We start from the raw sequence: 11,556 nt of genomic DNA, 5'->3' as shown, positions 1-11,556 counted from the left end.
AAATATTTAGTTATACAAATATTTAATATTTTGTTTAAAATACTTATTTACAAGACAATAAAAAAGAGTGTTCAAAAAAACACTCTTTAGATTATTTATACACAAGCCTGCACTTCGCATGGATCTACTGCAGGCGGTTCTCCACATATAATGTCAAACTCTGCACAATTGCTGGAGAATCCGGTTCCCCATCCCCATCTTACAACGCATGTATCAGCATCTTTGCATCTTACCATTCCTTTGACGATTCCTCCCTGAACTGATTTCATTTCTGTTCTGGAAATTTTTTTGAGATTTTTCATGTTGTTTTTTTATTTGTTATTAGCCTGATAAAGATAAAAAAAATAAATCATGACAACTATTTATTAAAAATATTTAACATTTTTAATATCAACGTCTTATTAATCTGTAAAACACAACCAGATCAATCAAAACCACAAGCACAAATTTTACTAAAAAAGATTTTTTTGAAGTTTTATGATTGAAAATCACCATTCCTGAAGCCGCTCCTAAAATTCCACCTAGAAGGGAGATTCCTAAAAGAGCATTTTCGGAGATTCTCCATTGATGTTTTTGGGCCTGCCATTTATCAAATCCAAAGATCCCAAATGTAATCAGGTTTGTTATAAAAAGAAAAGGAATCATTCAAAAATTAATTTGTGGCAAAAGTAAAGCTTAATTTGTATATGGAAACAACTTTACAACCATGAATATATTTATAATTTTATCAGAATAAGATTTTATAAATTTGCACTTCCTAAAAATAAAATCAATGACAGTACAGGATCTTGCAGGAAGCTACTCTATTGAAGGGAGTAATCAGGAAGAGTCTTCCCTACCCACATATCATGGTATATTAACCTTATCCATTGACGAGAACAACCGTATCATTGCGCAATGGATTATCGGTGATCATATACAAAATGGTACCGGATTTTATAAAAATCATATCCTGGTAATCAACTTCAATTATGAAGGTGAAGATCTTAAAATATATAAAGGTGTTGCTGTATATCGCTGTCTGAATAAGGATATACTTGATGGATTCTGGTCTGAAAAGCACGGTAATCCTTTATATCTTGGAAGTGAATATTGTGTGAGAATTCAGAATTCAACGATTTTGAACTGATTTTTACAGTAAATAAAAAGAGCTGTCTTTTAAAAAGACAGCCCGGTTGTTATTACAATTTAAATAACTTATTTTTTAGCTTTTACATCGATAGCAATCTCGATATCTTTGCTGATCATCCATTCTGCAGGGTCTGCTTCTGAAGTACCGAATTTGATTCCCCAATCTGCTCTGTTTACAGTAAACTTCGCCTGAATAGCCGCTGAGCTTTCAGTCACATCTACTTTAGCAGGGAAAGTAACATTCATTGTTTTTCCTGATAATGTAAGGTTTCCGCTTACTGTTTTATTAGCTCCTGCTACTGCATCTTTTGGTGCTTCTTTCAAATCTGTAACACTGGTAATTTTGAAATCTGAAGTAGGGTTTTTAGCTACATCAAAGAAATCAGGGTTTTTAAGGTGAGCTTCAAGGTCTGCCGGTTTTTTATCTTTCTCTGTTACTGAAGCCGGATCTACTTTGATAGAATTCATGTCAATCACAAAGTTTCCTGCAGCAACCTGGCCTGCATCAACACTGATATCTCCTGATTTTACAGTAAGTGTTCCCCAACGAGGTGCCATACCTCCCTTGTGGAATGCTTTCCAGTTTACTACTGAAGCTGCTGTGTCTACTGCCAGTGTTTCTCCTTTGCTCTCTGCTACTGTTTGTTCCTGAGCTGTTGCTGCAGACTCTGCTGTTTTTCCTTTATCACATGATGCCAAAAGCAATCCTACTCCAACTAATGCAATTACGCTAATTTTTTTCATATTGAACTGTTTAAAAAAGTTTGAATTTTGTTGTTTTCGGGTACAAAAATAGAAAAACCTATTTGGAGAAGCCTTAACATACATCAAGAAATGTGGTATTTTTATAGTATTTGTAATGATAAAACCATTTGCGGAATATTTCTATTGAATTAAATGCCTACCGAAATAATTGGTATAATATAAAATAAAGAGATTAATACATTCAGTATCTATATTTTCTCATTCCAAAACCCTATTTTAGCTATCCGAAAACAGAACAATGACGACCGTAGAATTTATCCAGAGACAGCTCAGCATTTCTGAAAAGAACATCAACAATACTTTACAATTATTAGCAGAAGACTGCACCATTCCTTTTATTTCGCGTTACCGAAAAGATAAGACCGGAAACCTTGATGAAACACAGATTGAACAGATTTCAAAAATCAGCAGGCAGTTTGAGGACATTGTTAAAAGAAAAGAAACTATTGTAAAATCAATAGAAGAACAGAATTCATTAACGCCTGAACTTCAGCAGAGAATAGAAGAAAGCTTTGATATCCAGGAGCTGGAAGACCTTTACCTGCCTTTCAAAAAGCGTAAGAAAACCAAAGCTGACACAGCCAAGGAAAAAGGACTCGAACCTTTAGCCAGAATTATTATGAGTCAGAAAAGTAATGATATTCATTTTCTGGCTTCAAAATATCTTAATGATGAAGTAAATTCTGAAGAAGAAGCATTGCAGGGAGCAAGAGACATCATAGCAGAATGGATCAATGAAAATATGTATGTCCGTAAAAATCTCCGCAGATTATTTCAGCGTAAGGCTGTTATCACTTCTAAAGTTGTAAAAGCCAAAAAAGATGAAGAAGATGCACAGAAATTCTCCCAATATTTTGAATGGGAAGAAAGTCTTGGCAGAACTCCTTCCCACAGACTTCTGGCAATGTTGAGAGCAGAAGCGGAAGGTTTTGTAAAAACAAATGTAGCTGTAGATAAAGAAGAAGCAATCGGTTTTATTGAAAAAGCGGTCATTAAATCCAACAATGAAAGTTCGGACCAGATTGCACTGGCCATAAAAGACAGTTATAAAAGACTTCTGGAACCCGCTATTTCAAACGAAACATTACAGGAAGCCAAAGAAAAAGCAGACAAAAAAGCAATTGAAATTTTCTCTGAGAATTTAAGCCAGCTGCTTCTTGCTCCACCTTTGGGAGAAAAGAGAATTCTGGCAATAGATCCCGGATACCGAAGCGGATGCAAAGTTGTGTGCCTGGATGAGAAGGGAGATTTACTGCATAACGAAACCCTCTACCCTCACGCTCCGCAGAATGAAAGCGGAATGGCTATGAAAAAAATCCGTTCTATGGTAAATGCCTATAATATTGAAGCTATTTCTATTGGTAACGGAACAGCAAGCCGCGAAACAGAATTTTTCATTAAAAAGATCGCTTTTGATAAGCCTTTGCAGGTTTTTGTGGTTTCTGAAGCCGGAGCATCCGTGTATTCTGCAAGTAAAATTGCAAGAGATGAGTTTCCTTCGTATGATGTAACAGTACGTGGAGCTGTTTCTATCGGAAGAAGACTTTCTGATCCACTGGCTGAATTGGTGAAAATTGATGCCAAATCTATAGGCGTTGGGCAATATCAGCACGATGTGGATCAGACTCAACTTAAAAATGAGCTGGATTCTACTGTCATGAAATGTGTAAATTCTGTGGGAATTAATTTAAATACCGCCAGTAAGTCTCTATTAAGCTATGTTTCCGGAATCGGAGAAAAAATGGCAGAAAACATTGTGAATTACCGTACTGAGAACGGAGCATTTGAAGACAGGAAACAGCTTAAAAAAGTTCCAAGACTTGGAGAAAAAGCGTTCCAGCAAGCCGCCGCTTTCGTGAGAATCACCAATGCCAAAAATCCATTGGATAACTCTGCAGTACATCCGGAAGCGTATGGAATTGTAGAGAAAATGGCAAAAGATTTGGGTATTAAAACCACTGAGCTGATTGCCAATAAAGAAAAAATAGCTCTGGTAAAACCGGAAAACTATACAACAGGAGAAATCGGAATTTTAGGAATTAAAGATATTTTAAAAGAACTTGAGAAGCCGGGACTGGATCCAAGAAAAGCAGCAAAAGTATTTGAATTCGATCCGAATGTTAAAAGCATCAAAGATTTAAAAGCAGGAATGATTCTTCCGGGAATTGTCAATAACATTACCGCTTTTGGATGTTTCGTAGATCTAGGAATCAAAGAAAGCGGGCTGGTTCATATTTCCCAGCTTAAAGATGGCTTTGTATCAGATGTCAATGAAGTGGTAAAACTTCATCAGCATGTTCGTGTAAAGGTAACGGAAGTAGATGAAGCAAGAAAAAGAGTGCAGCTGAGCATGATTTTGTAATTTTTAACCGTTATGTATTTAAATTAAACCAACAATTATCATTTTGAAAACAAAGAATCTAATCTTCGATCTGGATGGAACATTATGGGATTCCAGAGCTACGATTATCAAAATATGGAATAAAGTATTGGGTAAACATCAGTTGATCCAAAAAGAACTGAAGCCTGAAGACATGGATCAGTATATGGGATTATTAGCTCATGATATTGTAAAAGATATTATTCCCGGCATTTCAGACCTGCAGGCTCAGAAACTTCTTTCTGAAATTGTAGGCGAAGAGAATAAAATACTTCACTTAGAAGGTGGAATTTTATATGATGGTGTGGAAGAGACTTTAAAGAATCTGGCTAATACCTATTCCCTTTTCATTGTAAGCAACTGTCAGGATGGCTATATTGAATCTTTTTTAGATTATTATCAATTCAGTGATCTGTTTGTAGATTTTGAGTCTCACGGGCGGACCAAAAAAAATAAATCTGAAAACATACAGCTTCTTATGGAAAGAAATTATTTATCTGCTGAAGACACCTTATATATTGGAGATACCCAAACTGATTATGATTCTGCAACATCCAATGGATTACCATTTATCTTTTGTAAATATGGATTTGGAAAGTTAACCAACCCTTTGTACGAGCCGGCGATTCTTTCCTTTTCACAAGTAGGACTCCGCGTTACCGATATAACCAAATAAAGGCGGTCTCTCAAGACAGTCTTTATTTTTTACAAAAAATACACTTACAAGTGCGCGCACAATGCGATTGAATATTATTTGGAATTTAAATTTTGCAAGAAAAAATAAAGATCCACATCGGATGGAATATTTAATTTTTTCCTTAATCTATTTTTCTTTGTTTGTACCGATCTGTGCTGCATAAAGCCATATTGTGCAATTTCCTTAGAGGAAAAGCCCAGCTGTATCATTGCACAGAAAGAAAGCTCATTTGCTGACAGCTTTGGATTAATCTCAAAAAGCTTTTCAACCAGCTCAGGATAAGCACTTTGATATTCATTAAAAAACAAAGGATCATTTTTCTTTGCTAAAAACACCAGCCTTTCATCATTAGCAGACATTTTTTTCATCAGAGATTCCGTCTCTAATTCTTTCTCCTCTATTATTTTACGCTTTTTAGTAATTCTTTTCTGATAAACCCAATATACAAATACAATAACACCCAATAATACAAAAACGATTACATTATATACGATGGTTGAATACTTTTTTTCAATATCATTTTTCTCCTTTTCCTGAATCATTTTATCAACAGAAGTATTGATTGATTCATCCCATACCTTTTCCAGACTATCGTTTAATTTAGCATATTTTTCCAGATAATCTTTCTCTTTTGAGTTATTGTTTAGTTTTTTATAGGTCTTGGCAATAGCTTGATACAATACGGGAACCTGATAGATTCTTTGGGTTTTTTTGAGTATTTCTACCGATTTAATATAATAATCTAATGCCTGACTATAATCCTGTTTTTCAAATAAAAAATTCCCGTAATAAAAATAAGTAAGCGCTCTCTGGGAATCCCAGTAATCTTTTTTTTCTAAAAGAGAAAAAGCCCTGTTAAAATATACCTGTGCAGAATCCTCATTTTTACCAAAAAGCAGATAGTGATTAGCAATCGTGGAATTGATAACCGGTGTTGGTTTTACATCTAAAGCTTTGTGTAGATAGATTAACGAAGAATCAACCGAATTTGTTTCCCTTAAAAAGTCGGCTCTGTTTGCATAAACAACAGATAAAATCTCCCGATCATGCTTATCCTTTATTTGTTTACCATAATAAACTGACCTGGAATTATACTTAATGGCTTTTTTATAAAGACCTATTACAAAATTAGCCTGGCCATACTCCTGATATAGTCTTGTATACAGGTAGTAATCTTCCATCCCTTCAAGGTCTTCTTCAGCCAACTGAAGGTATTTGAAGGCTTTTTCATACATCCCGACGGTAGCATACATATTCCCCAAATTAATGTATGAAATGACCACTCCTTTTTTATAATCCTGTTTTTTACTGATATTGTAAAATTTCGTATTAAGATCAATTAATTCTTTCTTTCTGCCACTTACTCTTAAATTCTCATTTACTTTTATCAACATACTATCTATATATTGAGGGGTGTATGTCTGAGAATAGAATAAGTTAGAAAACAAAAAATATATCAGCGCGCTTAGCAATACTTTCGAAAATTGGCTCAGCTTTAATGTTTGCATAGTAAATTTAATAATAATTAGTTTCTAAAGTGAAAGAGCAAGATCAGACTCTACCACAAAAACTACTTAACAAGATATTAATAATAACTTTTTCAACCAAATTATAACGCATAATTTAGTTTCCATAAAATTAAATAAAAAAAATATATAGTTACAAATTTTTTGCTAATTTTAGTTAAATTTAAAAACATATCATTATTATATTCACTATATATTGATTAATTGAAACGCATAAACAATCAATTTTAATAAATTTGAAATCATCAGGAAATTAATTTATATCAATAATTTATTGAGGTAGTATAATCAATTGATAAAATTCCATTTTTGCATTAGATTTTCATGCCCCGGATGCTATTATAGCAGCAAACTGTAAATTGATGTACTTTTGATGTATATAAAATTTTGCTTTAATCATATGCCAGATTTAACTTTGTAACAGTAAAATTTATTAATATAATCTGATATAAAGCACAAAAGAAATATTGAATTGAGGATTTAACTAAAGTTTTTACACAAACAAAAACATCTGTTGTAAAACTTTCAGTTCTCAATATTTAATAACAAAATCAGTTTTCATTTTTATAGAATTCTATAATACTGATCAAAGTTGCTACTCCCGTTTTACGGGAGTTTTTTGATCCTACACCATAAAAATTGATGTATCTCTGATGTACAGCTATTTGATTAAAAAAAAATAATGAATGCTAAATTTGAACAAATGATAAAAATAGGTTTACCTATTATTTTTTCTTCTCAGGTAGGAATTAATATCACCTGTATAGAATATTAATGAAGATATTCATTTTAATTCAGACCCATTTTTGTCATCAGCCCAACGAAAATAAGTCCTAAGACTTAATTATTTTTTGCGAAAAAAAATTTTAATTATATAATACCGTTTATTTTGAATTTTAAAAAAATACATATTGGCAGTACTATTAAAGCTAAGTTTCAGGAAGAAGCACTGGACATGCAGAGAGCATGCAGTTTCATGAAATGTACTGAATCTGAAATTGAACAAATGTTCCTTGAACAAGACCTGACAACTGATAAATTATTGAGATGGAGCAAGCTGCTGGAGTATGATTTTTTCCGGGCATACTCACAGCATCTTATACTCTTTTCTCCTCCCAAAAAGGTAGCTTCCCATAAAACTTCCGATAAAAAAACATCTTCTCTGCCTGCGTTCAGGAAAAACATCTACACCAAGGAAATAATAGAATTTATTCTTGAGCAGATTGAAACAGGAAAAAAAACAAAGCTGGAAATAATAAATGATTATAAAATCCCAAAAACTACACTATATAAGTGGATAGCAAAGTATACGGATAAAAATAAGTAGACACTTCCACTTTATTTTTGCATAGTTATAATATCACTTTAATGTCAATTTATCAAAGATAAATTAAATCTATCATTTTATGCTCGTGTAATGAATTGTCAAAAAAAGCAACGAATGAAAAATAAAAAAACAGGCTAATTTTAGTCTGTTTTTTAGTAAAATGTAGAAATTAAGATAAAAGTGTACTCTACTTTAATCGTTTTACGGACATTTGAGTAACAGGGCCAGATCCTGTAGCACCTGAGCTTAAATACCTGATAGTTACATCCTCTGTATTATACAGTCTGAAAGAATAGGTATGAGAAGCTAACATAGGAATTGAAGTAATGAGAGTATAGGTTTGCTTTGGCTCACCTCCGGGTGAAGTTGATGATCCTGCCCAATAAACATCATTAACACGCGCCACCCAGCCACTAATTGTATCATCCCATATGCCTAATACTGGAACCGTAGGTTGATTATTACTATCATTAGTTGTAGATAACTGTCCGTTCATTGTTACCTGATATACACCATCAGCTGATACTTTAAATGAATTAGTGGATGGTGAACCCGTATACAGATTTTCATTATCTACAATTTCATTATTTAAACTTCCTATAGCAACCGGAACACCACCGTTGGAACCAGCTGTAACCGTGAAATCATTAGTCATTTGTACAATAATTTCCTGGGCCACCAGAAATTGTCCATTTACCACGATCACAGTTCCTGTAGAACTTGGAACACCTGCAATAGACTCCCAGGTAGGAGCATTACCCGGTCCATTAGACTTAAGAACCTGCCCTGCAGTTCCTGCCGAACCTGCGGTAGAAGCAGTCCCTCCCACATTCAGTTCATTGACAACCTGTAAAGATCCGTTAACATGCAGGGACTTCATAGGAGTAGAGGTATTAATTCCAACTTGGGAATAATAAAATAAGGAAACAAAGATACTGGTAATAAGTATGGCTTTCTTTTTCATAATGAATATTGTATTTTAAATTGTATGCAAAACTATAACACAATACCACTTTTACAGCATACGACCACATACATCATAGATACAACATCCAACAACAACATATATAAAACTCTAAAAATCAACACTTCTATATCTTAAAAAAAAACAATATATCTATCCCGATTTACTATTCTCAGCTGTCATCAGAAAGATTTTTAAAGAAAAAGTAAAGATCAACATCTGAAGAAATATTCAATTTTTTCCTGAGTCTGTGCTTTTTATTCTGGACAGACCGATGTTCCACAAAAGTATACTGTGCGATTTCTTTTGATGTAAATCCTGCCCATATCATCGCGCAAAAAGCTAAATCAGATTTTGACAAATTAGAATTTATTTCAAGTAAATTTTTAATAAAGTCCGGATATGCTTCCTGAAATTTGTTGAGAAAATTAGGGTCGTTTTTTTTGGCCAGCTCGATAATATAATCGTAGGAATTATTAAGTTTTTCCTTTAAGACATCTGTTTCAAATTCCTTTTGTTTTATAATATCTCTATTCTGTTGACAGTGGATAAAGGCTAAAAGTAAAATAACAATAAGACAGAAAACTACACTTTTATAAACAAAAAATACATTCTTCTTTGAAATATCTGCAGATTCTTTTTCCTTTATCATTTCATCGATAGAAATATTGATGCTTTCGTTACAAACCTTGCTTAAACTGTCATTTATCCTTGTATACTTTTCAAGGTATTCTTTTTCTCCCTTCTGGTCATTTAAAATCCGATAAGTACCGGCTATTGTTTTGTATAGCAGAGGAATATTATAAACTCTTTTGGTTCTTTCTAAAATGGCAACAGATTTTGTATAGTACATCAACGCTTTTTCGTACTCTTTTTTTTTATTAAGAAAATTACCATAAAAGTAGTAAGTCTGCCCTCTCTGGACATTCCAGTAATCCGTTTTCTGCAGTAGTTTCAATGCATTATTCAAATAATACGAAGATGAATCCGGATTCTCTCTATAAACCATATAATGATTTGCTATCAAAGAATTAATTACCGGAGTAGATTTTATATTTAATGCTTTGTGCAAATAAACCAGCGAAGAATCAGGCTGGTGGATATCATGTAAGAAATCTGCCCTGCTTGCATAAATACCTGATAATATTTCCCTTTCATTACGATTGGAAATCAGCTTACCATAGTAAATAGACTGTGAATTATATTTCAATGCATTTGTGTACAACCCAATACCATAATTAGTCTGTCCATATTCGTGATATAGCCTGGCAGACAAATAAGCATCATTGATTTTTTTGATTTTTCTTTCAGCTTTCCGCAGATAATAAAAAGACTCTTTATAGTCACCTATGGTTGCATAGATATTAGCAATATTGATATAACCTAAAATTTCTCCTTTCAGATAATTCTGATTTTGGGAAATAATAATATATTTTTCGTTGAAAGAAATTAATTCTTTTTTTTCACCTCTTATTCTTAATTTCTCGGATTTAATTATTAATGCGTTGTCTATTTGGTCCGGAGTATAATTTTGAGAATATAAGACAGTAAAAATAGACAAATGGGCAAACACCATCATTAAAAATTGAAATATTCTTTTTATGCTCACGCTGATCATATTGTATATTCAATTGCTGTTCCTTTGATACTAACAAATAATTCTGCTTATTTCTGTACTTTCTGAAAAATTATTTTTTTTGAATCAGGTTTTTGAATGATAATAATTGTATTGGGGATTGTCATGAAACTTCGCTGACCTCCTTTGATCACTTTATAAGAATATACTATATCCTGATCTTTTTCCTGAAGGCTGACAGGGATAATCTCCACTTCCAGATTGGTTTTAGGGTAAATAAGAGCGAGTACATTTTCTTTTGAAAAATCAATAGGTGTTGGCTTCCCGCTCATGCCCATTGTTGTTGCAGCCCCAAAAATCTGATCAAATTCTTCCTGTGAAGTAATTATTTTTTCAGTTAAATCTTTTTGATGGGAGGTATTTTTAACAAAGTATTTCTTTGCTGATGTATAGGGAATATCTTTTTGAGAAACATTTACAGTACACGAAAAAACTATGAGAGTACTTACTAAAGTCATGATGAAATTTTTCATTTTTTTCAATTTATTGTGTGTTAAAAGCTATTGTAATTACTTAACATATATAGTAAACAGAGCCGGGCTCGGGAATTACCTTAATTAACTTTAAAGGATATTAAGATGATCTGGTAAGAACACGTCCTGTTTCTACAATTGTATTATTTTATAACTTGTAAGGAAGGATAATTTTTTAGCTGATCTGCGGTAATTCCTGATGCAATGATACCATCCCGTATAGCTGGCTTCGTTGAATTTCCTGGTACATCCAGAGTAATTTTAGAATTCGGAGTATCAATTCCGCTCTGGGAATACATATCCAGCAACAATAATACGAGCAAGGTTAATACATTTTTTTTCTTCATAAGGTTTTTTGTTTCACCGTAAAAGTATAAAATAAGCGTTAGGATGCATTAAATGGCACATACATCACAGATACAGCACGACGAAACGTGCGTTATTTCAAGCAAATACTCCCGATTTATAGTAAGAGACAACCAACCGTTATCTGTAAGCAATTTTCGGATTTTTTGACATTCAGAAAAAGCTGTATAGATGATGTATACAAAATATTGCAGCGTATAGAACAAGACCTATATTTTTGCACAAAAACACAAACTATATACTTTCTATTAACTCACAAATCCTTTAGTTGATATAAAGACCAGGTACTAG

12 protein-coding genes are annotated in these 11,556 nt (G+C 33.0%); 4 read left to right on the top strand and 8 right to left on the bottom strand.

What is annotated here, in order from left to right:
- Nucleotides 1-95 precede the first annotated feature (95 nt).
- Nucleotides 96-302 carry a bacteriocin-like protein gene (locus AB1278_RS10510; protein ID WP_137905639.1) on the bottom strand — a complete coding sequence of 69 codons (207 nt, stop codon included), beginning with the start codon at nt 300-302 and terminating at the stop codon, nt 96-98.
- Nucleotides 303-390: 88 nt separating this feature from the next.
- The gene (locus AB1278_RS10505; RefSeq protein WP_411413043.1) at nt 391-645 is read right to left on the bottom strand and encodes a DUF1294 domain-containing protein; all 255 of its coding nucleotides are present in this window, start codon (nt 643-645) and stop codon (nt 391-393) included.
- Nucleotides 646-772: 127 nt separating this feature from the next.
- On the opposite strand from AB1278_RS10505, the gene AB1278_RS10500 reads away from it, so the two are divergent.
- Nucleotides 773-1,129 (top strand): hypothetical protein, encoded by a 357-nt coding sequence (locus tag AB1278_RS10500; RefSeq protein ID WP_202838760.1) that lies wholly within the window; start codon nt 773-775, stop codon nt 1,127-1,129.
- A gap of 68 nt (nt 1,130-1,197) precedes the next feature.
- Here the strand turns inward: AB1278_RS10500 and AB1278_RS10495 are convergent, their stop codons facing one another.
- Nucleotides 1,198-1,875 (bottom strand): YceI family protein, encoded by a 678-nt coding sequence (locus AB1278_RS10495; protein ID WP_343641358.1) that lies wholly within the window; start codon nt 1,873-1,875, stop codon nt 1,198-1,200.
- Nucleotides 1,876-2,134: 259 nt separating this feature from the next.
- On the opposite strand from AB1278_RS10495, the gene AB1278_RS10490 reads away from it, so the two are divergent.
- Complete coding sequence (locus AB1278_RS10490) at nt 2,135-4,258, top strand: Tex family protein (protein WP_429814211.1); 2,124 nt, start codon at nt 2,135-2,137, stop codon at nt 4,256-4,258.
- Between the two features lie 43 nt (nt 4,259-4,301).
- Nucleotides 4,302-4,952 (top strand): HAD family hydrolase, encoded by a 651-nt coding sequence (locus tag AB1278_RS10485; RefSeq protein ID WP_202838757.1) that lies wholly within the window; start codon nt 4,302-4,304, stop codon nt 4,950-4,952.
- Nucleotides 4,953-5,026: 74 nt separating this feature from the next.
- Here the strand turns inward: AB1278_RS10485 and AB1278_RS10480 are convergent, their stop codons facing one another.
- Nucleotides 5,027-6,367 carry a LuxR C-terminal-related transcriptional regulator gene (locus AB1278_RS10480; protein ID WP_202838756.1) on the bottom strand — a complete coding sequence of 447 codons (1,341 nt, stop codon included), beginning with the start codon at nt 6,365-6,367 and terminating at the stop codon, nt 5,027-5,029.
- A 1,021-nt stretch (nt 6,368-7,388) separates the two neighbouring features.
- On the opposite strand from AB1278_RS10480, the gene AB1278_RS10475 reads away from it, so the two are divergent.
- Nucleotides 7,389-7,826 carry a transposase gene (locus tag AB1278_RS10475; RefSeq protein ID WP_202838755.1) on the top strand — a complete coding sequence of 146 codons (438 nt, stop codon included), beginning with the start codon at nt 7,389-7,391 and terminating at the stop codon, nt 7,824-7,826.
- Nucleotides 7,827-8,013: 187 nt separating this feature from the next.
- Here the strand turns inward: AB1278_RS10475 and AB1278_RS10470 are convergent, their stop codons facing one another.
- The 4 genes from AB1278_RS10470 to AB1278_RS10455 all read right to left on the bottom strand — a co-directional run bounded on the left by AB1278_RS10470 (nt 8,014) and on the right by AB1278_RS10455 (nt 11,246).
- On the bottom strand, nt 8,014-8,790 hold the full coding sequence (locus AB1278_RS10470; protein WP_202838754.1) for a hypothetical protein: 777 nt from the start codon (nt 8,788-8,790) through the stop codon (nt 8,014-8,016).
- A 172-nt stretch (nt 8,791-8,962) separates the two neighbouring features.
- On the bottom strand, nt 8,963-10,369 hold the full coding sequence (locus tag AB1278_RS10465) for a LuxR C-terminal-related transcriptional regulator (protein ID WP_411413037.1): 1,407 nt from the start codon (nt 10,367-10,369) through the stop codon (nt 8,963-8,965).
- Between the two features lie 86 nt (nt 10,370-10,455).
- Nucleotides 10,456-10,899, bottom strand: coding sequence for a hypothetical protein (locus AB1278_RS10460; protein ID WP_343641369.1), 444 nt, complete (start codon nt 10,897-10,899; stop codon nt 10,456-10,458).
- Between the two features lie 143 nt (nt 10,900-11,042).
- Nucleotides 11,043-11,246, bottom strand: a complete 204-nt coding sequence (locus AB1278_RS10455; protein WP_395973875.1) for a hypothetical protein — start codon at nt 11,244-11,246, stop codon at nt 11,043-11,045.
- Nucleotides 11,247-11,556 lie beyond the last annotated feature (310 nt).

This window comes from Chryseobacterium sp. NRRL B-14798, assembly GCF_050470705.1.
Taxonomy (GTDB): Bacteria; Bacteroidota; Bacteroidia; order Flavobacteriales; family Weeksellaceae; genus Chryseobacterium; species Chryseobacterium cupriresistens.
This window is presented reverse-complemented; position numbering and strand designations above follow the sequence as displayed.

What these genes read in the sequence shown, in the direction of transcription:
- AB1278_RS10465 (WP_411413037.1), bottom strand. Translation starts at nt 10,369, where the DNA reads ATGATGGTGTTTGCCCATTTGTCTATTTTTACTGTCTTATATTCTCAA.
- AB1278_RS10505 (WP_411413043.1), bottom strand. Translation starts at nt 645, where the DNA reads ATGATTCCTTTTCTTTTTATAACAAACCTGATTACATTTGGGATCTTT.
- AB1278_RS10480 (WP_202838756.1), bottom strand. Translation starts at nt 6,367, where the DNA reads ATGTTGATAAAAGTAAATGAGAATTTAAGAGTAAGTGGCAGAAAGAAA.
- AB1278_RS10460 (WP_343641369.1), bottom strand. Translation starts at nt 10,899, where the DNA reads ATGAAAAATTTCATCATGACTTTAGTAAGTACTCTCATAGTTTTTTCG.
- AB1278_RS10455 (WP_395973875.1), bottom strand. Translation starts at nt 11,246, where the DNA reads ATGAAGAAAAAAAATGTATTAACCTTGCTCGTATTATTGTTGCTGGAT.
- AB1278_RS10490 (WP_429814211.1), top strand. Translation starts at nt 2,135, where the DNA reads ATGACGACCGTAGAATTTATCCAGAGACAGCTCAGCATTTCTGAAAAG.
- AB1278_RS10510 (WP_137905639.1), bottom strand. Translation starts at nt 302, where the DNA reads ATGAAAAATCTCAAAAAAATTTCCAGAACAGAAATGAAATCAGTTCAG.
- AB1278_RS10495 (WP_343641358.1), bottom strand. Translation starts at nt 1,875, where the DNA reads ATGAAAAAAATTAGCGTAATTGCATTAGTTGGAGTAGGATTGCTTTTG.
- AB1278_RS10470 (WP_202838754.1), bottom strand. Translation starts at nt 8,790, where the DNA reads ATGAAAAAGAAAGCCATACTTATTACCAGTATCTTTGTTTCCTTATTT.
- AB1278_RS10500 (WP_202838760.1), top strand. Translation starts at nt 773, where the DNA reads ATGACAGTACAGGATCTTGCAGGAAGCTACTCTATTGAAGGGAGTAAT.